The sequence below is a fragment of the Cohnella sp. SGD-V74 genome (assembly GCF_003001675.1).
Classification (GTDB): Bacteria; Bacillota; Bacilli; order Paenibacillales; family Paenibacillaceae; genus Cohnella.
The window spans coordinates 45,417-71,793 of record NZ_PVYW01000013.1 but is presented as its reverse complement, the minus strand read 5'-3'; the positions used below and the strand labels follow the sequence as shown (position 1 = coordinate 71,793).

Sequence of the window (26,377 nt, the reverse complement as noted above, 5' to 3'; positions counted from 1 at the left end):
GCTTGGATGAGCATGAGAACGATTCAAGGCAAGCTTCTTGTGGCGATGGAGTTCCTGCTGATAGCGGCAGCCGCGTTGCTGGTCGTCGCGGAGAAGGCTTCGGCGCACGGTTACGTGTCGTCCCCGGCGAGCCGGGCGGTGCTGTGTACCGCGGGCAAGAACAAGGACTGCGGTCCGGTTATTTACGAGCCTCAGAGCCTCGAAGGCAAGGGAGGTTTTCCGGCATCGGGTCCTGCGGACGGGCAGCTTGCGAGCGCCGGCGTATTTACTTCGCTGGACGCCCAGTCGGATAAACGCTGGACGAAGGTGGAGCTGAAGGGCGGCAAGAATACGTTCTCCTGGCAGTTTACGGCGAATCATTCCACGAAGCAATGGAGGTATTATATTACGAAGAAAGGCTGGGACCCTAACCAGCCGCTCACGAGGGACCAACTGGAGGCCGAGCCGTTCTGCACGGTGGACGGGGGCAACAAGCGGCCGGACATGCAAGTGTCGCACGAGTGCAACGTTCCGGCCGACCGGACGGGGTATCACGTCATTCTGAGCGTATGGGATATTGCGGATACGGCTAACGCCTTCTATCAAGCCATCGACGTGAACTTGGGAACAGGAAGCGGCGGGGAGGGCGAGTCTCCGATCGAGCTTCCGACGGCGCCGAAGAGCGTCATGTGCACGGGGCAAACGAGCGGCTCGCTGACGCTCGGATGGCAAGCGTCCAGCGCGTCCGCCGGAATTAAGGAGTATGAGGTGAGCCGAGACGGCAAAGTCGTCGGGACGACAAAGCAAACGTTGTATACCGACAACGGACTTGGAGCGGGAACGAGCTACTCCTATACGATCGTCGCGGTGGATCTGGCGGGCAACCGCTCGGCGGCCAGCGCCGCATTGATCGCGGCGACGCTTCCGGCTTCGGGCGGAGGGAATGAAGGCGGAGGACAGCCGGGAACGGGAACCGGTACAGGAACGTGGGACAGCTCCAAAGTGTATCTCGGCGGCGACAAGGTGACGTATAACGGCGTCGAATATGTCGCGAGCTGGTGGACGCAAGGGGACAAGCCCGATTCCAGCGATGTCTGGAAAGCTGCTGCAGGCTCGGGCGCGGTCCAGGCATGGAACGAGTCGAAGGCTTATGTCGGTCAGGACAAGGTCGCCTATGAAGGCAAGACGTACCAGGCCAAATGGTGGACGAGAGGAGAAGTTCCGTCCAAAGGCGGCGTGTGGGTTCTCGTTCCTTAATCGCGGGCCGTCAGCCGCGGCCGTGCAGCAATCTTCGAACCGTGTCGTCCAGATGCTTGTCCAGGGTGACGGGATTGTAGTTGGCCCAATAGTCTTTGACCACGTAGCTCTTCCCTTCGCGGACGGCGGGCAGGCTTCTCCAGGTCGGGTGGCGCAGCATCTCCCGTCCTTTGCGGGCATCCTCGCCTTGCTCGGGCAGGGCGAGGAAGATGCGGTCACCCGCGTAGTGGGGAATGTCCTCTACCCGGATTTCCTGCCACTTGGCGTTGCGGTTGCGCTCCATGAGCGACCGGATTCCGGGAGACGGCTCGAAGCCGAGACCTTGGTAGAGCGTATGGCCGAAGTGATGTCCGGCGTAGACGAACAATCCGTCCGCATGGACGATAAACGCGGAAGCCGTCTCTCCTTCGCGGACGGCGTCTTTCAGAAGCCGCTTCGCGCGGCTGGCTCGGGCTTTGTACCGGTCGATCCACTCGTCGGCTTCCTTGGCTCTGTCCAGCAGCTGACCGATCTCCTGAAGCCGGGTGTAGACGTCGGCGTTCCAGTCGATCTCGACAGCCGGCGCTACGGCGGCGAGCTGCCGGGCCAGCTCCGGGGACACGTAGCTGGGATAGAGGATCAGATCCGGCTCCAGCTGCGAGAGCTGGCCGATGTCGAGCGGATCGTCCACGGGGCTGACGTCCGAGCAAGCTTCCGGGAGCGCGGATAACATGGCGCGGTTCGTGCCGATCGGACGAATGCCGAGCGCCAGCAGTTCCCCGAGGTACTGGATGGAGAAGATGCGCGGCGAGCGTCCGCGGCTGTGCGCGAAGCGGGTCGGCGACATCCCGGTCGTCTGCTTGAAGCGGCGGCTGAAGTAGTACTCGTCGCGAAAGCCGACTCTGGCGGCGATGTCGTTGATCCGGGCGGACGAAGTTGTCAGCAGCTTCTTGGCCTGTTCGATTCGCAAGGCATTCAGATAACGGGTCGGCGTCTGCCCCGTCAGCGACTTGAAGAGGCTGCCGTACTGCCAGCGGCTCATGTTGGCTTCCCGCGCGAGCTGACCGATCTCGATCTCCTCCCGGTAAGCGCGGTGAAGGTAGTCGATCGTGCGCTCGATGGCTTGCCGGGCGTTCTCCGCGCCCTGCCGCTCGGCATGCAGCCGTTGGAGCACTTCGTAAAGCATTGTCTGGAATCCGATATGGAGCCGGAAGTCGTCCAATCGGCCATCTTCCCCGCCTCCGCCGTTGCGGTTCAGGTTCCGGGTGCGGGAGGAGGCGAGCAGCTCTGCCAGCTGATCCTCCAATCGGGAGTCGGGCTCAAACACGAGCATCTCGTTGCGGGAGAACAAGCCGCCGGCATCCTGCTGCACGGAGAAGAATGCCAGGAAGTAGGAGAGGGGCGCGGATTCTCCATTGCGCAGGTGCAGAGCCTGGCTCGCGCGCAGCAGGAAGCACTTGCCTCGAGAGGCATGCCGGCGCGAGCCGTCGACCGACACTTCGCCGTTGCCGCCGGCGATGTACAGGAGCGCATGCGTCTCCAGCCAATATGAAGCTTCGCGGTCGTTCTGCGTATCGTGTTCGATCCCGCTCAATGCCAGCAGCGGGGGAGTATGCGATGTATGTTCAAGACGAGACAAGGCGTCCAGCCTCCAGTGAGAATCGTTATCATTTCATAGCCTCATTATAAAGGTTCGCGAAACGGAAAAGAAGCCCGCAACGGAGAGTATCCGTGCGGGCTTCGAGTTTGAATTCGTCACTTGGCGAGCAGGGCGGCCATCTCGTCGAGCAGCCAATCCAGCGTCAGAGGGTCGTTCATCGCCCAGCGGCTGTCGACGACGTAGGCTTTGCCGTTCTTGACGGCGGGCAGGCTCTTCCAGATCGGGCCTTGCAGGAGGTCTTCGGCCGCTTTCTTGCCTTCGTCGGTACTGTTCTGAGCGATGAGGAAGACGCGGTCGCCGGCGTAATCCGGCAGCGCCTCCATGGAGATCGCTTCCCACAGCTCGCTCTGTTTGTCCGAGAATAGCTCCGTCACCTTGGGCGGAATCGCGAAGCCGAACGCATCGTACAGCGTTGGGCCGAGACGCTGCTTGTTGTACACGTAGAACTGCTTGTCGGAGTAAAGGATGAAGGCGGACGCCGTCTCCCCTTCTTCGATGGACGATTGCACGAGCGCGCGTTTCTCGGCGGCTTTCGCCTGGTAGCGGGCGATCCAGTCCGCCGCTGTCTCCGGCTGCCCGATGAGATCCGCCAGCACGCCCAAGCGGGTGAAGGCATCGGCTCCGTATCCGACGACGACCGTCGGAGCGATCTTGGACAGCGCGTCGAGATCCGCCGCTTCGAGGAAGTCGGGAACGATGATCAGGTCGGGTTCGAGGCTTAACGTTTTCTCCAGATTTGGCACGAGGCCGTCGCCTCCGATGTCTTCCACGCCCTGGAGCTGCTCGTCGGTCAACGCCAGCTTCGCGTTAAGGAAGTTCGTTCCGATGATCGGCACGTCCAGCGCCTTCATCTCGGCTGCATAGTAATGCGCGATGATACGCTGCGGAGCGGTCGGAATCTCGACGGTTCTGTCGAGAGCGTCTTTGTAGGTGCGCACCGCCGGCTCTTCGCTGGCTGTCGGGCTCGTCGATTCCGTCGCGACCGGAGACTCGCTCTGGGATGGAGTCGGCGATGAGGAAGGCGACGGAGTGGCTGCGTTATTGCTCGCTCCGCAGGCGGACAGCAGAATTGCCGTCAGCAGCAGGATCAGGAGCGGGACAGCGGATTTTCTAAGAAATAAGGCTGGCATTGGATAAGTCTCCCCTTGTGTTGATAATTATTCTCATTTAGATCGATTTACATCTTACTCCGTTCGGCGGCGGGGCGCAATGGACGTTTTGTCAGTTTTGGATGGACGGAATTTGGGGGACGGGGTGCTGAAGCGGGGAGTGCGGGATGATTCAGGACGAGGCAAGCGAGGGATTCGCGGGGCCGCTTCAGCGTCTTGCGATAATGCGGTAATCCTTGAGGCTGTTGGCGATGTGGCCGATCGCAAAAACGGCGGCGAAAACGAAGAAAAGGACAGAGTGCAGAACGATGGAGGCAGCTAGGAAATACAGGCATGGAAACACGGCCATCGGAACGGGGATTCCAAGTGTTGGAGTTAACAGGCGGCTATAATCCCTGTCGCTGCGGAGGTACTTGAGCCAGCCCCGGCAGTAGAGAAGAAGCGCGGTCAGCATGACGATCAGGGAGATCATCTCATAGCTCTGATGGGTTCGCATCGGATAAAACAATGGAACGGCCATGACGCCGAGTCTTCCGATTGCCTCTGCCGCGTTCAGGAGGAGGCTGGGGTTCGGCCTGGTTGGCGGGTTCGCAGGCGGGAAACGGATGAAAATGAGGTTGGGCAGAACAATCAGCAACGGAATAATGAGACTGGCCGGATGAAGCAAGCAAACTCCTCCTTCAAATCGGAATGGTTGTCTAACCGCTGATGGGTCGCTGCTCCGTCATCATCTCGATAAACCGTTTCACGCCCGCATTGGGCGGAAAATGCTTCATCCGCACGACGCCGAAATCGATCGGAGGCGGGGCCTGCTGCGGCTCCAGGCCGACTTCGAACAAGGAGCCTTCCGCCAGCTGCTGCTTGACGAAATCCCGGACGACGTAAGAAATGCCGAGGCCGGCTTTGGCAAAATCGACTTGGATATGCAGACTGCCGATCTCGTATACCGGGTTGATCGTGACGCCGTACCCGGCCAGGTAGCGATCCAACGTCTGTCTTGAAGACATGTGGGGCGGAAAAACGATAAGAGGATATTCCGCCAGCTGCTGCAGGGTCAGCGTCTTTCCGTCGAGATGGCGGTAACGTTCTCCGGCGACAAAGCAGTCCTGCACGGTAACGACTTGCTCCGATACGAGCAGATCGTCTTCTATCGGAAGGCGCAAGATGCAGAAATCGACGGCCCCTTCTTTCAACCGCTTCAAGCAGCCGTTGGTGGAGCTGTGCTCCAAGTGGACGCGGATGTCGGGATAGGTTTCGTTGAACCGCTGAAGATGGGGGATCAGCACGAACTGAATGACGGAGATGCTGGCGGCGATGCGCACGGCGCCGCTTTTCAGATTCGCCATTTCTTCGAGTTTCTTTTCTCCGGTCAGAATAAGCCCGTAAGCTTGCTCAACGTAGGTGTACAGCATTTCGCCTTCGGGAGTGAGCTTGACCCCTCTGCTCGTGCGGTAAAACAGCGGCGCGCCGAGCGATTCTTCCAGCTGCTTTATCGCATTGCTCGCGCTCGGCTGGGTGAGGTGAAGCAATTGCGAGGCTTTCGAGATATTCCCCTCTCTTGCCGCATAGTAGAACACGCGATAGAGCTCCAGATTGATCATCCGTTATATCCTCCGCTTATGGCTGATACTCTTATTATCTATTTTTCATATAGAATACGACTCTGATATGCTAAATGCAAGATCTGGAAATTAAAATGCGGGGGTCGGCAGCCAATGCTTCAAGCTTCTATGCTGTATGCCCTGATGCTTCGCTGCTCGTTCCGGCAGCAGACCGCCTATCGGGCGAACTCGTTGCTGCTGCTGTGCGGTTCCTTCGTCAAGTTGTTTATTCTGGTCAGCGTGTGGCGGGGGCTCTATGGGGACAACGCGAGTATTAACGGCATTGCGTATGCGGAGGTTCTGCTGTTCGTGATCGTTAACCTGCTCGCAAGCACGCTGACGGCTTCGGCGATCGGGGGGAGAATGGGGGAGAAGGTGAGCAGCGGCGCGATCGGGGTCGATCTGCTGCGTCCCGCCTCTCTGAAGTTCACTCTGATCTCCGAGCAATTGGGGGAAAATGCGTTTCGCCTGCTCTTCAGCACGCTGCCGGCTTGTCTGCTGTACATGGCTCTGCTCGGCTGGCCGTCGTCTTCGATCGGTGCGGCGCAGGCAGCTCTGTTTGCGGTCGGTATAACCGGAGGAATCATCCTGATCTATCAGATTCACTACTTGCTGGGGCTGACGAGCTTCTGGACGGGCAACTCCTACTATATCGACTGGTTCATGAGAGCGTTCATCGAATTGTTCGCCGGCACGTTCGTGCCGCTGTGGTTCTATCCGCAAATTCTGCTGAACATCGGCCAATATCTGCCCTTCCGGCTGATGACATTCGAGCCGATTGCGCTGCTGGTCGGCAACATTCGGGGATGGGAGGCGGCGGGCAGCATTGCGCAGCAGTGGGGCTGGATTGCCGTCCTCTGGCTGGCGGAGCGTTGGGTGTGGCGTAAGGCTCAATCGAAAGTGTTTGTCCAAGGGGGATAGTCCGACGATGCGCAGTTTGCCGCTTTACTGGCGGTTTATCTCGATCAGCGTACGCGCCAAGACGGAATACCGGACGGCGTTCGCCCTTACTTTTCTCGCCAGAGGCATCGTTTGGACCACGGAGTTCGCGCTGATCTGGGTGCTGCTCTATACGTTCAAATCGATCGCGGGATGGACGTCGTACGAGGTTATGTTCCTGTACGCTTTGCAGTTGACGACGTACTCGCTGGCCGCTTTCTTCTGTTTTCATCCTTTTACGAAGCTGTCCTATAAAATTCAGTCCGGGGAATTCGACGAGCTGCTGACCAAGCCGATCAACCCGCTGCTTTATTTGATGTGCAGGGAGTTTTCTGCTTCTTACGTCGCCAATGTGACGTTCGGCATCGCTTTCCTGTCCATATGCATCTATCGGTTGGAGCTGACGCTGGGCGTGAGCGATGTGCTGTTCCTGCTGGCCGTTCTGGCCGGGGGAGCGCTTATTCAAGCTTCCGCCTTCATGTACGGGGCGATTCCGTCGTTCTGGATGGTGAGGAATACGAGCATTATGGAGATGCTGATGTCGGATTTCCGGAGCTTCATTCGATATCCGATCTCGATCTATCCGTCCTCCGTCCAAGTGATCCTTACGCTGCTGGTTCCGTTCGCGTTCATTAACTTTTACCCTGCGCATTATTTTCTCGGCCGCGACGATTCGGATCTGTTCCACCCGCTGCTGGTCTATATGACGCCGCTGGTTGGCGTCGTTCTGTTCGGGGGAGCCTTGCTGCTGTGGAGGGCTGGCGTGCGGCGTTATCATAGTACGGGTTCGTGAGAGGAGGTCGGGGAATGTGATAGAAGCGGAACGGTTGGCGAAGGAGTATAAAATCTACGGTTCCGGTCGGGGCAGAGGATGGGGGGAAGCGATACGGAGTGTGTTCGCGCGGCCGTACGAGGTGAAGGAGGCGGTCAAAGGCGTCAGCTTCTGCATCCGGCCGGGGGAGCTGGTCGGCTTCATCGGCCCGAACGGCGCGGGCAAATCGACGACGATCAAGATGCTGTCCGGGGTGCTTACGCCGACGTCCGGCAAAGTGCGGGTCAACGGCTGCGTTCCCAGCGAGGATCGGCGGCGCAACGGGATGCAGATCGGCGTTGTTTTCGGCCAGCGTTCGCAGCTGTTCTGGGACTTGCCGATGGAGGAAACGTTCCTGCTGTATCGAAGAATGTATCGTATCCCTTCGGCTCAGTTTAGGCGCAATGTGGATTTCATGGTCGAGCTGCTGGAGATGGAGAGCTTCTATCGGACTCCGGTGAGGCAATTGAGTCTGGGGCAGAAAATGCGCGCCAATCTCGCGGCCGCGCTGCTGCACGATCCGGCGGTGCTGTATCTGGATGAGCCTACGATCGGACTGGATGTCGTCGCTAAAGCGAAAATTAGGCGATTCCTACGGGAGCTGAACGAGGAGAAGCGGACGACGGTTATTCTGACGACGCATGATATGGACGATATTGACGAGGTGTGCGAGCGGCTGATGCTGATCGATCGGGGCACGATGATTCACGACGGGCCGCTGGCGGAGTTTAAGAGGATGTACAGCGAAGGGCCGGAGGACGCGGCGGACTTGGAACGGATTATCGGGGCGATCTACAGCAGGTCTTGAGCGGGGCGCGGATGGAGAGTTCGTTAGAAAGGACAAGGAGGGGCATGGCGATGGAGCGGGACACAATCGTTATCGGGATTGATGGAGGCGGAACGAATACAAGGGTTATGGTCTGCGATCTGAAGGGAAGCGAGCTTGCCTATGTCGAGGGGGGCTGCGCTTCCAGATACAAGGACGAGAAGGCGTCCGAGAATGTGCGTGCGGCCATCGGGGAGGCGCTGGCGAAGGCCGGTCGAACCACGGCGGACGCGGTCGGGCTGGTCGCGGGGATCGCGGGCTACGAATCGGCGGAAGACGATGCGTGGATTGCGTCGTTCACGGACTTGCCGGATCTTCGCTGTCCTAAGCTGCACTTGAACGACTCGGACATCGCACATGCAGGCGCGCTGCGGAGCCAGCCGGGCATTATCGTCATCGCGGGAACGGGTACGATGATCATGGGGATTAACGAGAGCGGCAGAAGGGTGCGCAATCTGGACTACCATCATTATGCCTACAGCGCCGCTCGTCATCTCGCTTACGATGCCGTATACGAGGTGCTGGCCGGTAGGGGCGACGGTTCGGACGAGGGGCTGGTGTCCGAGATGCTGCGATACTGGCAGGCGGATGAATTCGAGCAGTTGCAGGAACAGGCGCGCCAGGGCTTTCATCCCGATAAGATGAAGCGGGATCAGCTCTTCGGGCTGTTCGCTCCGCGGGTCACGCTTGCTGCGGAGCAGGGAAGCGGCGTTGCAAGGCGCGTATGCGACCGGGCGGCGGAGCAGCTTCGCTTGGGTGTGGAGCTGGTCGGCTCCAGCTTCGCGGGAGGCGAGGTTGAGGCGGCGCTGATCGGCAGCGTGGCGCGCAGCCCATATATGGTTGGGAGGCTGAGAGCATTGCTGGAAGCGAGCCCTGTCAGACGCTACCGAATCGTCGAGCCGCAATTCCCTCCCGTCGTGGGGGCCGTTCTGCTGGCTTACCGGGAGCTGGGGCTGTCTACGGATGTTCGGATTGCGGGGAGGCAGGTTTGAGGGGGGATAAGATTAGGGCTTGGTCCGTAAAACATCCACCCTCTCCTGCAGTCCATCCGCAACCTCTTTCGGCACTTCCCTGACCTTGATATCCCTTCCCAAGAAAAGCAGCCAACTGGTGATGTCGGCCAACTCATCCGGCTGATGTACATTGATGGAAGTCTTGATAAGAGCCGTAGTTTGATAAGGATTCGTATATGAAATCGTAATTCTTAGTGGATGGTATTTTTTGAACTGGGCAATCGCCTTTGGACCAAGCTCAAGGACAAGGTTGACGGCTTCTTCCTGCATGCTTAGTTGTTCTATGATCTTCTTCTTGCTGCTTCTTTTCTTCCCGGAGTACGGCTTCACATCGGTGAGATTGTCGACCGGAATAATCCGCCTTTTCTCCTCCTCGAGGTCAAAGCCTTCGATTTGCCATGAACTTTTTTCACGATATAAGCGCATTAAGTAGATGGGGTAAATCTTTACTTCCCGCGCCTCTTCGACGGAAACGACCAAGCAGCTGTCCTTAAGAAGAGTTTGGATCAACTGCTCTAACATCGGATGGGGCAGATCCGACAGATCGAGCAGGTCGGGATTGTGGGGGTTCGTTCCTTCGAACAACAGGATTTGATTTAACAGAACAAGGTCGTCTTGCTGGTTTTCCGAGATGAGGCCGAGTATTTTTTCCGCTAGAGAATGGCGACTCTTGAGATAAGGGAGTTGCAGATTTCGTGTGGCCATGAAGGCGATAAAAAGAGCTTTAATCTCATTATCGGTAAAGCGGACAGTGGGCAGAACGGAGTTGTTCATCACAAAATAACCCCCGTCCCTCCCGACTTCGGCGACTAGAGGCATCCCCATCGCTTCGATTTCCCTGATATCTCTAATGGCTGTCGAACGAGAGATGTTGAACTCCCGCATGATCTCGGAGATGGTAAAATGGGCACGATTGTTGATATACCGCATGATGACGTTAATCCGTTCTACTTTCTTCATAGGTCCCTCTAAACAGTATCATATTTTGACATGATTAATGGTTATTATAAACCCATCAAGTGAAAAAACAAACGGCTTGATCCATTTCTAAGAGGAGGAATGAAAATGAATACGATCGTCGGTAAGGAGCAAATTGCAAAAGCAGCATCCCGTCCAATGGGAAGATTAGCCGCTTATTGGACCGTCACCATCCTGCTCGCATTCTCGATTGCCTTAAGCGGGATCGGACAACTGATGCGATATGGGGGGAATGTCGATCTGGTGACCGATATTGGGTTCCCGCTGTATGTCACGACCATTCTAGGCACTTGGAAGTTGCTTGGAGTTCTTGCGATCGTCATGCCGGGGTTCCCTCGGCTTAAGGAGTGGGCTTATAGCGGTCTCTTTTTTCTAATGACAGGTGCGGCCTTATCTCACGCTTTCGCTAACGATTACGGCGATTACGGCTTCCATGTTATTCTTCCGCTGTTCTATGCCGCGCTGGTTATCGCCTCTTGGGCACTGCGTCCGAAAAGCCGCAGACTCTGATGGACCGATAGACTTCTACTACCTTGAAGCACTAATATTAAAAACAAATGACTTGATCTATTCATGAAGAGGAGCTGGAACAATGGCAACGTATACCTTTGAGGAGAAAGACAGCTTTATCGTAATTGGGATCGGAACGGAACTGAAGAGCGATTACACGGATTATGCCGGCATCAACAAGGAGAAGCAGGACTTCTGGCGGGCAGTGGAGCAAGACGGCAGGCTTGACGCTCTGAAAGCTGTCGCTGCGAACGACTACATCTTCGCCGTGAACGAAGCGGTCAATCACAAGATGATGTATTATGCCGGGGTCATGACGGATGCCTCGATCCCGGAAGAGCACAGAGTGATTCAATTCCCCAAGGGACAATACCTCGTCGTTAAAGGCGAAGGGAAGACAGCGGATGAGTTGGGCGGCATGCTTACTGGCATTGCTTTCGGTCAAGCTTTGCCGGCGGCCGATAATTACGCCTATGTCGGCGGTCCCAATGCAACGGTTGAGATGGGGCAGCGAGACGGCCTCGTATACGGGGAAATGTGGATTCCGGTTGTGAATAAATAAACAAGATCATCAGAGGAGGAATGGGGATGCCCGCTATCGTTGACTTTAATCATGTGTCTGCGGCCGGTCTGGAATCTTCGCCGGTAGCAGGAGCGCTTGCCGGCTTGCGTGCGAATGAAGCCCGGTACTTCATGAATAAATACAAGCACGAGTTTACCGTTGTGCCGGCGAGCGAAAGTCAGGAAACACTTGAATATGTGAACAGAGTTTTGAAAGAAGAACGCGGCATTGCCTTTGCGGCCCAGCCCTTGGAGACATCGCGTTTTCAAGTAGAAAATATCAAATGGGCCTTTGTCTTCTATGAGGATGGCCTGGCGATCAACGTCATGTATACGGTCGATGATCCCAAGAAGCGGGCGGTCGGATTCAAGCTGTCTGAGGGGATGGAAGTCCCTAAGGAGCTGGAAGAGAAGAAGTTCAAATTTGCAAGACAGAAGTCCAAGCTGGCTGGGACGATTCGAGGTTCGTTCTTCGTTATTAAAGGAGAATACTGACGCAACCAAGATAATTGTAACCGATGTGGATATTTATTGGCATTCGGAGGAAAAGTAAAGTTAAAACATAGTGTGTGCTTATTTTGTTTACTAATGCGATCGATTAGTCAACGATTTGTTGACTTTTTTGAATCAGCAAGCATATACTGAGACTACTTAACAATAGGAGATGTGTAAAATGAAAACAATCTTCGAGCAAATAGGAGAGAAGATTGCAGGTTGGCTTGAATCACAAGGCGAAACCCAGTCTTTTTTTGCAGAGAGAATGGGTATCTCTAAACAAGTGATGAGTAAGATAGTCAATGGGAAAAAGGCAATTAATATTGATGAAATTGCAAAGATAGCAAATATCATGGGAGTAACGGTGGATGAACTTCTGAGACCAAAGGAAATTCCACAAGTAATTCAAGAACCAATTTTATTTATGGTGGGAAAATTGGAAAATGAAAACACCAAAGAAGGGCTTCAGTTCTTAAATCATGTAATGAATGAAATGATCGAACTAGAAGAAATTCTCCATTCGAAATAAGGAGGCAGTATGAGAGAATTTCCATCTTTAAGTCCAAAGGAATTCGGTGAAATCGAAGCGAAGGTTCGAGCAAAGCTTGGAGAAAAACTGAAAACACACAGGGTATTGAGAGAAGAAGTATTAGAGCTAATCCAACAAGAAGCAACACTGCTTAAATACCCTATTAAAGACAATGAGTTATGTGCTTTTGTCTGCAAGAAGAAAGACAGAGTTTTTGTGTATATAAACACATTCATCCCTAGAGAAAAACAAGTATTTGCAGCAGCCCATGAATTATATCATATTTGGTATGATCAGGATAAACTTAACCAAACAGAGATATTAAACGACCAAGTGTTAGAGAATAAAACCGATGATATTAATGAGTTAAAAGCTAACCTATTTGCAGCCCTATTACTTGTCCCTGCAGAGGTGTTAAACAACGAAATAATATCTCGCGGAATACAAAAAGATTCTTTGAAAATTGAAGACATCGTTAGATTAATGGCTTTGTTTTATGTGCCATTCAAAACTATTGTAAGACGTTTGTTTGAAATTGAATTTATTGATGATAAGAAGATGAGAGAATTCTTGACTGTACCAGACAGGGACCCGCAGGCAGGGGTCATGCTGGTCAGAAAGAGATTGCAGCTAAATGATTCTACACAGGATAGAACAAATGAGGTTTTTTTTGAAAAACTAGTTGAAAATGCAATCTTGGCATATGATAAAGAGATTATCAATGAACGAAAACTTCGGAATATCCTATCACTCGTCAATGAATCTCCTGAAACAATGCAGATTGTTGAATCAGGAGGCGAGGATGAATGGGATAGTATCATGGGGGATTACGACGGGGATGACTGATTGGATCTGGGAAGAAGCGATATTAGATACTGATTTCGCTCTTAAATTAGAGAAAGTCAAAAAGTTTAATGCTATAGAGAAGTACATCCCCCTATTAGTAAAAAAGTTATATATTCATCGTTACGTATACGAAAATGAAATCTTAATGCCGAAAAGAACAAAAGATCAAATCGATAAACTGGTGGAAAGCGATAGGGCTGTTATTGTTGATGCAGAATCCTTACATTACGATGCTTATAAATCGCTAATTTACCAACAGACAATACAGCACTTGGAAAAGGTGGATCCTGAGACAAGAGAAAACGGAAAAAACTGGGGAGAAACGGTCTCGGTAGCCTTCGCTTTCGCAAGTGGAATTCCGTTTATACTTTCGGACGAACGTGAGCTTCAAGAATTGTTAAATAAAGAACTGAATAGTGGGACTGATAAAGATATTTTAGTGATTCGACTTAGAGATTTTATTGAGGCTATGAAGGAAAGAGGTTTATCACGAAAAGAAGCATACGCGATGTGGTGCTTTGCACATCAGGATGAAAGAGACAAAGCAAAGATGGAAAGAGCAAAAAGTGTTTTTCAAAATGACATCTGGTGTCTGTAGATCTAAGTGACTTAGTTTTATTATAGTCGCTTTTTTATTTATCACAAAATATAGGTGAACCGTATCACAAGCAGGGCGAAATCTTCGGTGCAGGGATGAGTAGAGTTTCGCCCTTTATATGTTATGGTGAAGAGTATCATACGCTGTGTGCCGGTTCCGCTTATACCTGGGCGACCTCCTGTCGGGGAGGAGTCGTACGATTTCAAACCAATTCAAAAAAAGAAGATTAATACTGCATGCTGCTATAGCTTGGCTGAAACCAGTTCCACCAATCGGTCTCGCCCAGCGCGGGGCGCGTAACATGATCATGCTCGCGCAGCTTGTAAAATAAAGTTAGCCGGCTTGCGGGGATCTCCAGGAACCTCGCTTCTACAAATGGGCTATCATTTATACAATACCAATATCATGTGTTGTTTGGGTTCACTAAAAAAGGCCGAGGTCTACGAGGAGGGGCAAGTATGAGAGCTATTGTATATAGCGAATATGGATCGCCCGATGTTCTGCATCTGCAGGAGGTAGCAAAGCCGTCGCCCAAGGACAATGAAATATTGGTCAAAATATATGCAACGACGGTAACGGCGGGGGACTGGCGCATGCGCAAGGCCGACCCTTTCGCTGCAAGGCTGTATAACGGTCTCTTGCGTCCGAAAAAAGTAATGGTATTAGGGTTCGAGTTGGCTGGGGAAGTCGAAGCGGCAGGCAAGGACGTGACGCGGTTCCAAACGGGCGACCAAGTATTTGCGATGTGCGGTTTTCGCTTCGGTGCCTATGCCGAGTATAAATGCCTGCCGGAGGATGGAATCGTAGCGATCAAACCGGCCAATATGACCTATGAGGAGGCCGCCGCCGTTCCCGTCGGGGGCATAAGCGCGTTGAATTTTCTAAGGAAAGGATCTATCGCGAGCGGAATGAAGGTTCTTGTGTACGGCGCGTCCGGCAGCGTAGGCACTTATGCCGTGCAGCTTGCCAAATATTTCGGGGCGGACGTCACGGGCGTATGCAGTACCGCGAACCTTGAAATGGTGAGAGCGATCGGAGCCGATCGGGTCATGGATTATACGAAACAGGATGTTACAATAAGCGAAGGCAAGTATGACTTGATCCTGGATGCCGTAGGGAAAAGAATATCGAACATCGCAAAGTCGACATGGAAGAAAGCGCTGCGGTCCAATGGGAGATTGGTGACTGCAGATATGTCTCAGAAGCCGCGAGTTGAAGATCTAAGCTTCCTTAAAGGGCTGATTGAGGCAGGCGCAATCAAGCCGGTCATCGATCGAGGCTATTCATTGGAACAGATTCCCGAGGCCCATAGCTATGTCGAACAAAAACGCAAGAAGGGCAATGTAGTTGTCACCGTAAGATCGAGTGAATGAGGGGCAGGTTCATTGTACGAATAACCCCGCGATTGAATTAAAGGAGATTCATAGGATGATGTCTCTCGCTTCTGACCACATTAAGTTTCCGCAAGGATTCTGGGAAGGTTTAAATCAGTTAGGAATTTCCGCTCCCGACATCGCTCGCAAAGCACGATTGCCGCTCACCGTTATGACCGAGCCTGTCGTGACCGCGGCTCAATATTTCGCTATCTGGCAGGCTTATAACGATTACATTGGCGATACTGCCGGAGCCATCATTAAGCTCGTGAACGCCTTTGCAACGGCTCAATACCCGCCAGCCGCCTTAGCGCCATACCATGCTCGCAACTATCGTGACGCACTGATTCGAATGACGCGGTATAAAAAGCTATGTCCGCCGGAAAACTTGCGTATCTCCGAGAACGGCGAGTTTTGCACAATCGAACTTACGTGGCAGCCTACCGAGCAGTCCGGTCCGCCGATTCTGGTCGGGATTACGCTTGCCTATCTTCTGGAGCTTGGCCGCCGGGGCACAGGTGAACTTTTAACGGCACGGTCGGTCGAATTTTCTCAGCCCATGGGTGACATGCACGATCTTGAAGCTTACTTCGGCTGTCGCATTCGAACCGGTGCGCAAGGCAATCGATTGACGCTGCATCGAAGAGATCTGGATCGTCCATTTGTCTCCTATAATGAAGAGCTGCTAGAGATTTTGACTCCCATTCTGGATCGATCATTGGATGAGCAGCAGTGCAGCGGCTCCATCATCGAGAAGGTCAAATGGATCATGAAGCGCAGCCTCACGGGAGGACGCCTCGACATTCGGACCGTCGCCGGCGAGCTGAGGATGAGCGACCGTACCTTGCAGCGACGGCTTACGGACGAGGGCACAAGCTTCAAACATTTGTTGACGCAATCCCGACACGAGCAGGCGTTAGAATATTTGGCAGACCCTTCGCTCAGCATTAAGGAAGTGGCTTTTCTGCTGGGGTATGAGGATCAGAACTCGTTTTATCGCGCCTTCCGTGTGTGGGCAGGCGATACTCCCTCAAATTGGCGTGCCCGGCACCAAGATACAGGTTGACCCCTCATTCCTAAACCCACTTGGCGCGTTAAACAAGTAATATGGCGCGGCAAACTAGTTATCGCAAAATCCGGACAAGGTAATATGAGGACAAGACTGTGTTGAGCAGAACTACAAATCGGCCTTGTTCGGAGGAATGCATCATGGATATGGGATTAAACAATAAAACGGCTCTAGTTACAGGATCAACGAAAGGGATCGGCAAAGCCATTGCCATTGAGCTCGCTAAAGAAGGCGTTAACGTACTCATTAATGGACGAAATCATGAAGAGGTAGACCGAATCGTAGACGAAATCAAGTCGGCCTTCCCGGCAACCTCTCCTCAAAATGCTGCAGCGGATCTTGTGGATATTCAGCAAAGAGAGGATTTATTCAGAAAATACCCCGATATCGATATTTTGGTTAACAGTATGGGGATCTATGAAATCATGCGGTACGAGGACGTTGACGACGAAGTATGGGAAAGATATTTTCGCACGAATGTGCTTGCCGCAAATGGTTTATCTAAATTTTATCTGCCGAAAATGTTGGAAAAAGGTTACGGCCGCATCCTCTTCATTGCGAGCGAAGAAGCCGTTATGCCCTCAGGACAGATGCCTCAATATTGCATGACCAAATCAATGCTGCTATCGTTGTCGAAAAGCTTATCCAAATTAACAAAAGGAACGGAAGTCACGGTTAATACGATTATGCCGGGACCGACACTCTCGGAAAATGTGCAGCAAATTATTGAGAATATATACGCGAATGAACATATGACGTTCGAGGAAAAAGAGAAAACGTTTATGACGACGAATCTGCCTCAATCGGAGATACAGCGATTTATTAAGCCTGTGGAGATAGGCAGACTGGCTGCATTTATCTGCAGTCCATATGCAGCTGCATTTAAAGGTTCTCCGATTCGCATGGATGGGGGAATGGTGCCGACTATTTATTGAAATTGGTCGGTGATCTCATTAGGAACGGCGCCCGTTTTGGGTGTCGTTTTATTTTTTGCTCAAATAGTTGTTAAATCGCTTAATGGCCCCAATGGGGCTGTCTCTTATCCTTAGGAGACAGTCCCATTTTCGACATCTCGCTGACATGATTCAAGACTATACTGGTAGCAAACAGCGGCGCATGTGTTAAAGTAAGGTTTAAACATAGGGGCTCGCCAGCAAGGAGAAGGCGATGGACAAGATCTTGCTCGTCGAAGACGAAAAGAGCATCTCCAGGGTGCTAAGCGCGTATCTCAAAAAAGCGGGTTACGAGGTCGAGCCTGCCTATGACGGCCATCAGGCCTTGGAATTGTTCGAACAGGAGGAGCCCGCGCTTGTCCTCCTGGATCGCATGCTGCCCGGAATGGACGGGTTATCCGTATTGAGACGAATCAGAGGGCAGAGCGACTGTCCGGTGATTATCCTTTCGGCGCTTAGCGGCGACGAGCACCAGGCAGAGGGATTAAAGGCCGGTGCGGATGAGTATATCTGCAAGCCCTTTGTCGGGGAAGCCGTCGTGGCGCGCGTGCAAGAGGTATTACATCTTCGAAGGCGGGTCTAGCGATGAAGAAGATACTGATTGTGGAAGATGAACTGGCCATCTCCATGGTGTTGAAGGCGTATCTCGTCAAGGCGGGATATATGGTGGAACAAGTTTTCGATGGTGACGAGGCTCTCCGCGTATTCAGACAATGGAAGCCTTCACTCGTGCTTCTGGATGTGCTTCTGCCTAATCAAGATGGATGGTTGATTCTTAACGCGATCAGAGAAAACAGTGCGTGTCCGGTCATTATGCTGACGGCCCTTGACGATATCGAACAACGCTTGAGAGGGCTTCGCGAGGGTGCGGACGACTACTTATGCAAGCCGTTCATCGGCGAGGAAGTGGTGGCGCGCGTACAAGCCGTGTTGCGAAGACAAACTCACGTCGTGACCGAGGATACGGCGATATTCGGCCAACTCAAAATCAACTATGCCGCTCGGGAAGTCGTTCTTAACGGACGGAACGTCATTTTGACACCGCGGGACTTCGATCTGCTCATCTTTTTCTCCCGGCATCCCAACCAAATCTTAAGCCGTGAGCAGCTCATCGAAGAAGTGTGGGGAATGGACTACGACGGCAGCGACAGAGCAGTCGACTTATCCGTAAAGCGGATTCGTCAATTGTTGAGGGACTGGTCTATGGAAGAAGGAGAAGTTGCGACCATCAGAGGATTGGGGTATCAATTCCGTGTCAAATAATCCGCGCAAAAGCTTGCTCTATCACTGGTCCATCCGATATTTCATTACGCTGTCCATTAGTATCGTGGTTGCAAGCGCGGCAATGATTTTCTTGATCTATTGGGATGCGAAGACCAAACAACAAAACGGACTGGAGCAGATGCTGCAGGATATCACGAGCGAAGCGGCTGATCGAGGCGGCATCCTTCCGGAGGGTGCGGAGCTTGGGCGTCTGCTGGATCAATATGCGCACGAGAACGATTTCTGGGATCGATCGTTCGTGTTTGTATTGGATCTGGACGGTCGTGTGACACGGCAATATCCCTCGTATGTTCCAGTCGAAGTCGAGCAATTGGTCGAGCAACTGCCTGATCTGATGAACGGACAGACCGAAATCGCGGAACTGGAATCGGAGCAGACGCCTTATTTGGCAGCGATCGGGCCGATCGGAAATCCGGAGGGGACCACCGGTCATGTGGCGTATCTAGTGCAAAAGCAAACGGTAGTGAAGTCTACGCCGCTGCAGCATCGAATTTTGCGCTTATGCATTGTGTTTACCGCGTTTCTTTTCGGCTGGGGCATTCTGTTCACGCTAACCCGGCGGTTGTTAAGACCGATTCAGGAAGCGGCGAACGCGGCTAAGCAAATCGTTGCGGGCAACTATCAAGTCGCTATTAACGAAAACCATGACGAGAAGGAAGTTTACGAGTTGATGGTTTCTTTTAAGGAAATGGCAGACCGGTTGGAGCATCTGGAGTCGCTTCGCAATCAGCTGTTTCTTGGCGTGACGCATGAACTGAAAACGCCTATCGCGTCGATCAGCGGCTTGGTCCAAGCCGTGAGGGATGAAGTGGTGAGCGATGAAGAGGCGAAGGAATTTCTGGAAATGAGTTTGAAGGAAACGGGTCGGCTTCAGAAAATGGTCGAGGATTTATTGGACTTTAATCGATTCGCCGCAAATACGGTCACCGTGACGCACCAACTCGTGGATCTGCGAGCGGAGCTGAACGAGATGGCCGTGCGCTGGAAGCAGGCGCAAGAGAGCAAGGCGGTCTATCCCGTGGTGGAAACGATGGGCGAAGAGGCCGGTTGGCAAGTGTCGACCGATCCGGTCCGGCTGGAGCAGATCATGGTGAACTTGTTAAACAATGCAAGGGACGCGATGCATCAGGGCGGCGCCATCACGATTCGATTATACTCCGAACCGTCGCAATATCGGATTGAAGTTCAAGATACGGGAGAAGGGATACCGGCCAAGGAGCAGGGGAAGGTGTTTGAGTCGTTTTATCGCGGGGAGAGGAAGCGGGTGCATGTCCATGGGCTTGGCATCGGGCTTCCCTTCAGCAGGCTGATCTCGCATTCGCTCGGCGGCGATCTGATCTTGTCCGACAGCACGCCGGAAGGCACGACCTTCACTTTACTCATACCTGCCCTCACCTCTCAGAAAATATAACATCCGCTATCTTTGTCGAGTAAAAAGAGACGTACCGAACAATTATCGATAGGTGAATGGTAATGGGCATCTATCTCCTTCCATTGCTATACGATCCTGAAATGGGAACGGTAAACCCAGTAAGCGGTGATTTCAGGACGTTTTTTGACACGGTATCAACACAATCGAAGATTATAATGGTTCAAACAATGTAAGAAGCGAAGTGAGGCATACCGGGTTGAATAATCACGATCTTAGCTCTAATCCGATGGCAGTCAAGTCGGCCGCAATCGAATTTTCCGACTTGCGGACCTATCCGCTGATCGGCGAATTAGCGCAAGAGGACTTGGAATTGATCTCTCCTCATCTAAGCAGCCATGAATACTTCGATGGAATGATTCTGTTAAAGCAGGGCCGATCGAGCGAGATCTTTCATATTTTGTTGGCGGGCACGCTGGATGTGTATTTGGAAAAAGATACGAGGGTAAGCGTGGCCAAGCTGGAGCCGGGGCATTTTGTCGGGGAGATGTCCTGTCTGACCGGTAAAGCTGTCAGCGCTACGGTGCAAGCAGTGGGAACTGTGCGGACGGTATCGATGCCGCGTGAAGGGATGCTTCTTCTGATGGATCGAAGCGCTTCTTTCCGTCAGCATATGATCGAAGCGATGGTCGAGCGCATTCGCGATTCCAACGACAGGGTGAACGAGGAGTTTAAGCGAAGTATCGCCGTCATGCGACAACTGGAACTGGAACGGCAGCTCAGCTACGGACCTTTGATCGGCAGCAGCCGATTTATGCATAAGCTGCATGCGCAGATTGATGAACTGGCCAACGGCAATGAACCGCTGTGTATTGTAGGGGAAAAAGGTACAGGCAAATTTCACGTCGCTTACGAGATACATCGGAGGTCTCGCCGTGCAGAGCAGCCGATATTGAGCGTGGACGGGGATCGTTTTCGACTGGATAGTTGGGAAATGAAAGTACAAGCCGCGCGAGAGGGAACTGTCGTACTGGAACATGCGGATTTGCTGCCGGCGGAGCTGCTAAACCGGCTGATTCAGTCGTCCGGGGAGACGAGAATACTGATGACTGCATGCAGTAAGCCGAAAGTGAAGATGCGGGAAGTGGCATTAATTCCTCTGAGGGAGAGGTCGGACGATATTCCGGAGCTGGCTTATGCCTTCTTGGAAGAAGCGGGTTCACCCGATGCGCGGGAAGCCATCTCAAGAGAGGCGCTGCATCTGATCGGCGTATATCCTTATCTCGGGGGCAATATCCAAGAGCTGAAGCGGGTCGTACAAGATGCCTTCATCGTGAGCGGGGGCAGGACGATTCTTAACAAGCATCTGAGATTCGGCGGTACCCGAGAACCAGGGGAGAGACCAAAGGTCGGGGTTGCGCTTGGAAGCGGAGCGTCCAGGGGATCTGCCCATGTCGGCGTCTTGAAGGCGTTGGAACAAGCGGGCATTCCGATCGATATGATTGCCGGGACGAGTGTCGGCGCGTTTATTGGAGCATTGTACGCAGGAGGGCAGCCGATCTCCGCATTCGAGAGAGTATTGCCGACTGTAAAGTGGAGACAGTTGGTCAACATCACGCTGCCGCCGAAAGCGCTGGTCAGCAATCACCCTATGGCACGCTTTGTGGAGAAATATATCGGTCCCGTCGATTTCGGCGATTTGCGGATTCCATTCGCGGCGGTTGCCGCGGACGCTGTCAGCGGAGAGGCTTATTTGTTCAATAAAGGAAGGGTGTCTCACGCCATCTGCGCCTCAACGGCGATTCCCGGGTTTATTAAGCCTTATAGACTGGACAATCGGGTATTCGTCGACGGGGCAGTAGTGAATCCGGTGCCGGTCGCGGTAGCGAAGAGCATGGGAGCTGATCTCGTCATCGCTGTCGATCTGAGCAAACCACAGCTGAACGAACCGAAAAACTTTGTGGCGTCTATTTTGAACACGATTGAAATCATGAGCAAGAAGATTGTAACGGACGAATTGCAATTGGCCGATATTGTCCTCAAGCCGGCAATAACGGTCAATCAGGTTTCGTTCAAAGCTTCCACCTACAATATCGAAATGGGAGAAAAGGCGACCAAAGAAGCGCTTGAATCCATCCGTAGAAAGATTAACGAGCTTTCGTAGATCTATGCATCCACCACTCAGCGCGGGCTGAATAACACTCATGGAAGGTCATCCGACGGCTTCGGCCGTCTATTTGTTTTGGCTAAGCTGCTCGAACCATTCGTCGAGCTTCTCGTCCTCTTCTTTGCGGGTGCCGGACGGCCAATCCGGTTGAACGGGTCGAGTAGGTGATCCATGTGGTTTATGGTACGATAGGAAAAAATAGCGATAACGGCAGGAGCGGATAGGAATGGCAGGCAACGGAAAGCTGCGCAGCGACGTAAAACCGGGGTTGGAAGTGGACATCGTGCTGAAGCAGGATCAGAGAACGGGCAAGCTGACGCGCGGGATCGTGAAGGACCTGCTGACGAACTCGCCCCAACACCCGCACGGGATCAAGGTTCGACTGCAGGACGGCCAAGTAGGCCGCGTTCAGAATATTGTCGGCGGAGGAACGGAGTAATGCAGATCCAGGTAGTCTGCGTCGGCCGGCTAAAGGAGAAGTATTGGACAGCGGCCATTGAGGAGTATGCGAAACGGCTGGGCGCATATGCTCGCTTGGACATTCGCGAGCTGCCGGACGAGAAAACGCCGGACTCGATGAGCCCGGCGGAAGAAGAGCAGGTGCGCGTCCGCGAAGGCGAGCGCATCCTGTCGGCGATCCGCGACGGCGCTCACGTCGTCGCCCTCGCCATCGAGGGCGAGACATGGACGAGCGAGCAGCTGGCCGCCCACCTGGACAAGCAGGCCGTCTATGGCGGCGGCTCCGTCACGTTCGTCATTGGCGGCTCGTTGGGGCTGTCTCCGGCTGTGTTGGCCCGCGCCGACAAGAAGCTGTCGTTCGGGCGAATGACTTACCCTCATCAGATGATGCGGGTGATGTTGTTGGAGCAGGTTTATCGGGGGTTTAAAATTATTCGGGGGGAACCCTACCATAAGTGACGGCGAAATATTGCATTAAGGAGAAAAGTGCTTTGGAAGTCGTAAAGCGTGTTAGGGAAGAAGGCGGGGAGGCATTATCCGTTCAATCCGACGTTACCCAAAAAGATCAAGTCGATAAGATGGTGGAAAAGGCCATTGCGGTTTTCGGCAAGATAGACGTATTAGTCAACAATGCTGCCGGGGGCGTTCGTCAAAGTGCCTTTATGGATGCTAGCGAAGATTTATGGGAAGAAAATTATAGACTGAATATTATTAGCGTCCTCTTGTGTTCGCAAGCGGTGTTAAAGCACATGATTCCAAGACGGCAAGGTAAAATCATCAATATCTCTTCTACTGGTTGAGATTGCGGAATGTATCGCATTTCTTGCATCTGATGCTTCTAATTACATCTTAGGAGAAACCATTAATGTTAGCGGTGGAAGATAATCGAACAACTTAATTCAGCTTCAATATGGACAAAGAATCTGTGAGTAAGCACGTGAAGAATACGAAGATGAGATGCAACGACAAGGAGCCAGGACATTTACCTTAGGGGAATGCCTGGCTCTTTAATATTGAGGTACTTGTATTGCTGTAATCACTGAGACGTAGAATCTTTCATAATTCTTTTATAGTTCTTTCATAGGACAATGTTATGATACGGGGTGGAAAATCATGGAGTGGGTGTGCGTAAGGGAAACCCACGAATTTATTTATACTAGGGGGTAGCAAATGAACGCTATGCTAAAACGATTTATAATCGTTTTTCTTGTGTTTTTGTTGGGGTTTAGTTCTTACCCAGGGTTGCTAGTGAAGGGCGGGATCGTATACGCGGCAGACGACTTTGCAGGAGGAAACGGAACTACGGGCAACCCCTTTCAGATTGAAACGGCAGATCAACTAAACAAGGTAAGGGATTATTTAGACAGTCACTTTATTTTGAATAATGATATTGATATGAGTATGTTCGATGCGGATCATCCTTGGGAGCCGATTGGCAATCAGACAACGCCATTCGCAGGGAGTTTAGACGGCAGAAATTTTAAAATTACCGGTATGGTCATCCATGCCCCTTCTTCTGGTCAGCCTGTGGGGCTATTCGGTGTTGTAGGAGGGACAGGCGGTTTTATACAAAATCTCACTATAAATGCCGTTGAAGTAAGGGGCCTTGATTATGTAGGAATATTGGCTGGCATGAATAGCACGACCATTCATAACGTTGGGGTTACGGGGAGCGTGTACGGTCAAAATTTTGTAGGCGGCCTGGCGGGGGCAAGTGACGATTCAAATATATCGAACAGTTATGCAACCGGCATTGTCAGGGGTACAAATGATGTGGGCGGCTTAAGCGGACGAATGGATAATGGGGTTGTATCCTACAGTTATGCTGCGGTTGATGTTAGCAGCCCGATTGATGTTGGCGGGTTTATTGGTAAGCAAGAGAATACGAATATCTCTTACAGCTATGCAACTGGTAACGTAGCAGGCTGTGAAGATGTTGGCGGTTTCGTTGGCGATAACGGCAACTCACGCATATCCAACAGTTTCGCAACTGGAGCGGTGACCGGAATATGCGAACTTGGATACCAAGGCGATACGATTGGGGGATTGGTAGGGGATAATAGCGATGGAGATATCGAGTTTAGTTATGCGATTGGGCGAGTATCAGGAGGTTCTTCCGTAGGCGGCTTGGTTGGCATTGACGGTGGCGGAAACGTTCACGACAACTTTTATGATAAGGATAAGACGGGGCAAACGGGGGGTAGCGGGCAAGGACTAACTTCTGATGAAATGAAGGACAGTCTGAACTACCCGGGCTGGGACTTTAATACGGTTTGGGACATGCAAGCTCCACACCATGATGGATACCCCTACATAAGGGCAATTCAAGCCTTTGTAACTTATGTCGGGAACGGTACGGATGCGGGGAGTGAACAGTTGAGCAGCCAATCCTACTTGCCTGGATCGTTAGTGGAAGTTCAGGACAAAAGCCACGATTGGACGAGAGCAGGCTATCGATTTAAGGGATGGAATACAGCGGCAGATGGCAGCGGGGATGCTTATAGTGCTCATGATACGATCGTATTGAACAGTAATATTCTTTTATATGCAGATTGGAAACAGCCAGCGGTACCTGCGCTCATGACGCCAATGAACGGTGAATACACGAATAACCGCTTACCGGTGATCAGTGGTTCGGCGGATGAAGGCGTAACGGTGGTCATTCATCTGGATGGAAGCGAAGCGGCAACGGTACCGGCAGCGGAGGATGGGGGCTGGTCATGGACGCCGCCTGGCGGACTTGCGGATGGCTTGCATACGGTAAGTGCCGGCGTTGTGGATTCAACCGGTAATCCGACCAGCTTATCGGCGGAGCATGAGTTTACGGTGGATACGGTGCTTCCTGTCATTATGCTGTTAGGCGATGTATCGATCACCCTCACAACAGGAGCATCCTTCGCTGATCCTGGCGTGACCGTAACAGATGTGGAAGAAGACATCCCGGTTACGATTAGCGGCAGCGTAAACAATCAGGTTCCTGGCACTTATACCTTGCAATATGATGCGACAGACCGTGCGGGGAATGCTGCGGTACCGGTAACGCGTACGGTACGCATCGTTGAGCCCAGCTCAGGCTGGAGCGGGAGCGGCTATCGGCCATCCAACAACGCGAATCTCGCAAAGCTTACCGTTAAGAAGGATGAAGACGAACTCACATTAACGCCAGAGTTCGCGGCGGGCACGACCCATTATGAAGTGAAAACGACGGCGGACGAGGTAACGATCGAAGCGATTCCATCCGATGCGAATGCTGCTGTAACCTTAGATAAGGCCAAGCTTGTTGGAGGAATAACAGTTGCGCTCGATGTGGGAGACAATGAGCTTGAACTCAAAGTTAGAGCGGAGAGCGGCGTCCTCCAGACCTACAACCTGACGATTCATCGTCTGGCATTACCCGTAGAACCAGGAGCGGAAGCTCCCGTCTGTACGTTCCGTGATATTAAGGGTCATTGGGCAGAGAGTTCCATTTGTGAAGCCTTCGAGATAGGGATTGTAGAAGGCCGGTCCGAGACGACTTTCCAACCTCAAGCGAATATTACCCGAGTCGAATTTGTGGCCATGCTGCTACGTACGCTAGGCATCCATTTAGAGTCCGCCGGGAGCAAGCTCCTCTTCACCGATCAGGATCGAATTCCTGCTTGGGCGACCGATGTGATGGGCACGGCAATAGAGAACGGCGTATTGCAGGGTTATCCGGACCGTACACTTCGACCGTTGCACAGGGTAAGCCGATCAGAGATGGTCGTCATGATGGCAAGGGCAATGAAATGGGAGATCGAGCAGGCAGGAACCTCCTTTGCAGATGATGCGGATATTCCGGATTGGGCTAGAGGATACGTCCAAGGCACTGTTCAGAGAAATCTAGTACACGGAAGTGAAGGTAATCGCTTCAGCCCGATGGATCCAGCTACAAGGGCGGAAGCAACGACGTTACTGTTGCGACTGTGGCGCACGCTGGCGGGAACGAAATAAGGAGTCAATGAAGGAGCTGTTCCAAAAATCATGGAAATGA

At 52.6% G+C, this 26,377-nt stretch carries 27 protein-coding genes; 22 read left to right on the top strand and 5 right to left on the bottom strand.

Annotated elements, in window-relative coordinates; all coding sequences use genetic code 11:
- Nucleotides 1-6 precede the first annotated feature (6 nt).
- The gene (locus tag B0G52_RS19765; protein WP_094047242.1) at nucleotides 7-1,236 is read left to right on the top strand and encodes a lytic polysaccharide monooxygenase; all 1,230 of its coding nucleotides are present in this window, start codon (nucleotides 7-9) and stop codon (nucleotides 1,234-1,236) included.
- A gap of 10 nt (nucleotides 1,237-1,246) precedes the next feature.
- Here B0G52_RS19765 and B0G52_RS19760 read toward each other — a convergent pair whose 3' ends face one another.
- From B0G52_RS19760 to B0G52_RS19745, 4 genes are all read right to left on the bottom strand, one after another.
- A complete protein-coding gene (locus tag B0G52_RS19760; protein WP_094047109.1) occupies nucleotides 1,247-2,854 on the bottom strand; it encodes an AraC family transcriptional regulator in 1,608 nt (535 codons plus the stop codon).
- Nucleotides 2,855-2,970: 116 nt separating this feature from the next.
- Nucleotides 2,971-4,005, bottom strand: coding sequence for an ABC transporter substrate-binding protein (locus tag B0G52_RS19755; RefSeq protein ID WP_094047108.1), 1,035 nt, complete (start codon nucleotides 4,003-4,005; stop codon nucleotides 2,971-2,973).
- 187 nt (nucleotides 4,006-4,192) lie between these two features.
- Nucleotides 4,193-4,651, bottom strand: coding sequence for a hypothetical protein (locus tag B0G52_RS19750; RefSeq protein WP_094047107.1), 459 nt, complete (start codon nucleotides 4,649-4,651; stop codon nucleotides 4,193-4,195).
- Between the two features lie 31 nt (nucleotides 4,652-4,682).
- Nucleotides 4,683-5,585, bottom strand: a complete 903-nt coding sequence (locus B0G52_RS19745) for a LysR family transcriptional regulator (RefSeq protein WP_094047106.1) — start codon at nucleotides 5,583-5,585, stop codon at nucleotides 4,683-4,685.
- Between the two features lie 114 nt (nucleotides 5,586-5,699).
- Between B0G52_RS19745 and B0G52_RS19740 the strand changes: the two genes are divergently transcribed.
- Genes B0G52_RS19740 through B0G52_RS19725 form a run of 4 tightly spaced genes read left to right on the top strand, consistent with a single transcriptional unit; the run spans nucleotide 5,700 to nucleotide 9,153 of the window.
- Nucleotides 5,700-6,506: an ABC transporter permease gene (locus tag B0G52_RS19740; protein WP_094047105.1), complete on the top strand. Its 807-nt coding sequence runs from the start codon at nucleotides 5,700-5,702 to the stop codon at nucleotides 6,504-6,506.
- A 7-nt stretch (nucleotides 6,507-6,513) separates the two neighbouring features.
- On the top strand, nucleotides 6,514-7,317 hold the full coding sequence (locus tag B0G52_RS19735) for an ABC transporter permease (protein WP_094047104.1): 804 nt from the start codon (nucleotides 6,514-6,516) through the stop codon (nucleotides 7,315-7,317).
- 16 nt (nucleotides 7,318-7,333) lie between these two features.
- Complete coding sequence (locus B0G52_RS19730) at nucleotides 7,334-8,143, top strand: ABC transporter ATP-binding protein (RefSeq protein WP_158223793.1); 810 nt, start codon at nucleotides 7,334-7,336, stop codon at nucleotides 8,141-8,143.
- 50 nt (nucleotides 8,144-8,193) lie between these two features.
- Nucleotides 8,194-9,153: a BadF/BadG/BcrA/BcrD ATPase family protein gene (locus B0G52_RS19725; protein WP_094047102.1), complete on the top strand. Its 960-nt coding sequence runs from the start codon at nucleotides 8,194-8,196 to the stop codon at nucleotides 9,151-9,153.
- Between the two features lie 12 nt (nucleotides 9,154-9,165).
- Here the strand turns inward: B0G52_RS19725 and B0G52_RS19720 are convergent, their stop codons facing one another.
- Nucleotides 9,166-10,134: a helix-turn-helix transcriptional regulator gene (locus tag B0G52_RS19720; protein ID WP_094047101.1), complete on the bottom strand. Its 969-nt coding sequence runs from the start codon at nucleotides 10,132-10,134 to the stop codon at nucleotides 9,166-9,168.
- A gap of 105 nt (nucleotides 10,135-10,239) precedes the next feature.
- Here B0G52_RS19720 and B0G52_RS19715 point away from each other — a divergent pair, with 105 nt between their 5' ends.
- The 17 genes from B0G52_RS19715 to B0G52_RS19635 all read left to right on the top strand — a co-directional run bounded on the left by B0G52_RS19715 (nucleotide 10,240) and on the right by B0G52_RS19635 (nucleotide 26,337).
- A complete protein-coding gene (locus B0G52_RS19715) occupies nucleotides 10,240-10,662 on the top strand; it encodes a DoxX family protein (RefSeq protein ID WP_094047100.1) in 423 nt (140 codons plus the stop codon).
- Between the two features lie 82 nt (nucleotides 10,663-10,744).
- The gene (locus B0G52_RS19710) at nucleotides 10,745-11,224 is read left to right on the top strand and encodes a GyrI-like domain-containing protein (protein WP_094047099.1); all 480 of its coding nucleotides are present in this window, start codon (nucleotides 10,745-10,747) and stop codon (nucleotides 11,222-11,224) included.
- Between the two features lie 26 nt (nucleotides 11,225-11,250).
- Nucleotides 11,251-11,718, top strand: a complete 468-nt coding sequence (locus B0G52_RS19705) for a phage tail protein (RefSeq protein WP_094047098.1) — start codon at nucleotides 11,251-11,253, stop codon at nucleotides 11,716-11,718.
- A 178-nt stretch (nucleotides 11,719-11,896) separates the two neighbouring features.
- Entirely contained in the window at nucleotides 11,897-12,247 is a 351-nt protein-coding gene (locus B0G52_RS19700; protein ID WP_158223792.1) for a helix-turn-helix domain-containing protein, read from the top strand.
- 9 nt (nucleotides 12,248-12,256) lie between these two features.
- Nucleotides 12,257-13,093 (top strand): ImmA/IrrE family metallo-endopeptidase, encoded by an 837-nt coding sequence (locus B0G52_RS19695; protein ID WP_094047096.1) that lies wholly within the window; start codon nucleotides 12,257-12,259, stop codon nucleotides 13,091-13,093.
- Nucleotides 13,050-13,691, top strand: coding sequence for a hypothetical protein (locus tag B0G52_RS19690; protein ID WP_143762602.1), 642 nt, complete (start codon nucleotides 13,050-13,052; stop codon nucleotides 13,689-13,691). Before B0G52_RS19695 ends, B0G52_RS19690 begins: the two co-directional genes overlap by 44 nt.
- A gap of 458 nt (nucleotides 13,692-14,149) precedes the next feature.
- Complete coding sequence (locus tag B0G52_RS19685) at nucleotides 14,150-15,064, top strand: NAD(P)-dependent alcohol dehydrogenase (protein WP_094047094.1); 915 nt, start codon at nucleotides 14,150-14,152, stop codon at nucleotides 15,062-15,064.
- Nucleotides 15,065-15,119: 55 nt separating this feature from the next.
- The gene (locus B0G52_RS19680; protein ID WP_094047093.1) at nucleotides 15,120-16,130 is read left to right on the top strand and encodes an AraC family transcriptional regulator; all 1,011 of its coding nucleotides are present in this window, start codon (nucleotides 15,120-15,122) and stop codon (nucleotides 16,128-16,130) included.
- Between the two features lie 143 nt (nucleotides 16,131-16,273).
- The gene (locus B0G52_RS19675) at nucleotides 16,274-17,068 is read left to right on the top strand and encodes an SDR family NAD(P)-dependent oxidoreductase (protein ID WP_094047092.1); all 795 of its coding nucleotides are present in this window, start codon (nucleotides 16,274-16,276) and stop codon (nucleotides 17,066-17,068) included.
- Nucleotides 17,069-17,300: 232 nt separating this feature from the next.
- Nucleotides 17,301-17,669, top strand: coding sequence for a response regulator transcription factor (locus B0G52_RS19670; RefSeq protein ID WP_094047091.1), 369 nt, complete (start codon nucleotides 17,301-17,303; stop codon nucleotides 17,667-17,669).
- Between the two features lie 2 nt (nucleotides 17,670-17,671).
- Entirely contained in the window at nucleotides 17,672-18,349 is a 678-nt protein-coding gene (locus tag B0G52_RS19665) for a response regulator transcription factor (protein ID WP_094047090.1), read from the top strand.
- Complete coding sequence (locus B0G52_RS19660) at nucleotides 18,339-19,781, top strand: HAMP domain-containing sensor histidine kinase (RefSeq protein WP_094047089.1); 1,443 nt, start codon at nucleotides 18,339-18,341, stop codon at nucleotides 19,779-19,781. The genes B0G52_RS19665 and B0G52_RS19660 overlap by 11 nt, the downstream gene beginning before the upstream one ends.
- A 217-nt stretch (nucleotides 19,782-19,998) precedes the next feature.
- Nucleotides 19,999-21,903: a patatin-like phospholipase family protein gene (locus tag B0G52_RS19655; protein ID WP_094047088.1), complete on the top strand. Its 1,905-nt coding sequence runs from the start codon at nucleotides 19,999-20,001 to the stop codon at nucleotides 21,901-21,903.
- Between the two features lie 229 nt (nucleotides 21,904-22,132).
- The gene (locus B0G52_RS19650) at nucleotides 22,133-22,345 is read left to right on the top strand and encodes a YwbE family protein (RefSeq protein ID WP_094047087.1); all 213 of its coding nucleotides are present in this window, start codon (nucleotides 22,133-22,135) and stop codon (nucleotides 22,343-22,345) included.
- Nucleotides 22,345-22,824 carry a 23S rRNA (pseudouridine(1915)-N(3))-methyltransferase RlmH gene (gene rlmH, locus B0G52_RS19645; protein WP_094047086.1) on the top strand — a complete coding sequence of 160 codons (480 nt, stop codon included), beginning with the start codon at nucleotides 22,345-22,347 and terminating at the stop codon, nucleotides 22,822-22,824. The genes B0G52_RS19650 and rlmH overlap by 1 nt, the downstream gene beginning before the upstream one ends.
- A gap of 32 nt (nucleotides 22,825-22,856) precedes the next feature.
- On the top strand, nucleotides 22,857-23,165 hold the full coding sequence (locus B0G52_RS19640) for an SDR family NAD(P)-dependent oxidoreductase (protein ID WP_233162845.1): 309 nt from the start codon (nucleotides 22,857-22,859) through the stop codon (nucleotides 23,163-23,165).
- Nucleotides 23,166-23,535: 370 nt separating this feature from the next.
- Complete coding sequence (locus B0G52_RS19635) at nucleotides 23,536-26,337, top strand: S-layer homology domain-containing protein (RefSeq protein ID WP_094047085.1); 2,802 nt, start codon at nucleotides 23,536-23,538, stop codon at nucleotides 26,335-26,337.
- Nucleotides 26,338-26,377 lie beyond the last annotated feature (40 nt).

Coding starts and splice junctions, on each gene's coding strand:
- B0G52_RS19745 (WP_094047106.1), bottom strand. CDS start 5,585: ATGATCAATCTGGAGCTCTATCGCGTGTTCTACTATGCGGCAAGAGAG.
- B0G52_RS19720 (WP_094047101.1), bottom strand. CDS start 10,134: ATGAAGAAAGTAGAACGGATTAACGTCATCATGCGGTATATCAACAAT.
- B0G52_RS19700 (WP_158223792.1), top strand. CDS start 11,897: ATGAAAACAATCTTCGAGCAAATAGGAGAGAAGATTGCAGGTTGGCTT.
- B0G52_RS19765 (WP_094047242.1), top strand. CDS start 7: ATGAGCATGAGAACGATTCAAGGCAAGCTTCTTGTGGCGATGGAGTTC.
- B0G52_RS19695 (WP_094047096.1), top strand. CDS start 12,257: ATGAGAGAATTTCCATCTTTAAGTCCAAAGGAATTCGGTGAAATCGAA.
- B0G52_RS19675 (WP_094047092.1), top strand. CDS start 16,274: ATGGATATGGGATTAAACAATAAAACGGCTCTAGTTACAGGATCAACG.
- B0G52_RS19690 (WP_143762602.1), top strand. CDS start 13,050: ATGAATGGGATAGTATCATGGGGGATTACGACGGGGATGACTGATTGG.
- B0G52_RS19705 (WP_094047098.1), top strand. CDS start 11,251: ATGCCCGCTATCGTTGACTTTAATCATGTGTCTGCGGCCGGTCTGGAA.
- B0G52_RS19685 (WP_094047094.1), top strand. CDS start 14,150: ATGAGAGCTATTGTATATAGCGAATATGGATCGCCCGATGTTCTGCAT.
- B0G52_RS19680 (WP_094047093.1), top strand. CDS start 15,120: ATGATGTCTCTCGCTTCTGACCACATTAAGTTTCCGCAAGGATTCTGG.
- B0G52_RS19710 (WP_094047099.1), top strand. CDS start 10,745: ATGGCAACGTATACCTTTGAGGAGAAAGACAGCTTTATCGTAATTGGG.
- B0G52_RS19665 (WP_094047090.1), top strand. CDS start 17,672: ATGAAGAAGATACTGATTGTGGAAGATGAACTGGCCATCTCCATGGTG.
- B0G52_RS19735 (WP_094047104.1), top strand. CDS start 6,514: ATGCGCAGTTTGCCGCTTTACTGGCGGTTTATCTCGATCAGCGTACGC.
- B0G52_RS19725 (WP_094047102.1), top strand. CDS start 8,194: ATGGAGCGGGACACAATCGTTATCGGGATTGATGGAGGCGGAACGAAT.
- B0G52_RS19755 (WP_094047108.1), bottom strand. CDS start 4,005: ATGCCAGCCTTATTTCTTAGAAAATCCGCTGTCCCGCTCCTGATCCTG.
- B0G52_RS19650 (WP_094047087.1), top strand. CDS start 22,133: ATGGCAGGCAACGGAAAGCTGCGCAGCGACGTAAAACCGGGGTTGGAA.
- B0G52_RS19715 (WP_094047100.1), top strand. CDS start 10,240: ATGAATACGATCGTCGGTAAGGAGCAAATTGCAAAAGCAGCATCCCGT.
- B0G52_RS19670 (WP_094047091.1), top strand. CDS start 17,301: ATGGACAAGATCTTGCTCGTCGAAGACGAAAAGAGCATCTCCAGGGTG.
- rlmH (WP_094047086.1), top strand. CDS start 22,345: ATGCAGATCCAGGTAGTCTGCGTCGGCCGGCTAAAGGAGAAGTATTGG.
- B0G52_RS19635 (WP_094047085.1), top strand. CDS start 23,536: ATGAACGCTATGCTAAAACGATTTATAATCGTTTTTCTTGTGTTTTTG.
- B0G52_RS19740 (WP_094047105.1), top strand. CDS start 5,700: ATGCTTCAAGCTTCTATGCTGTATGCCCTGATGCTTCGCTGCTCGTTC.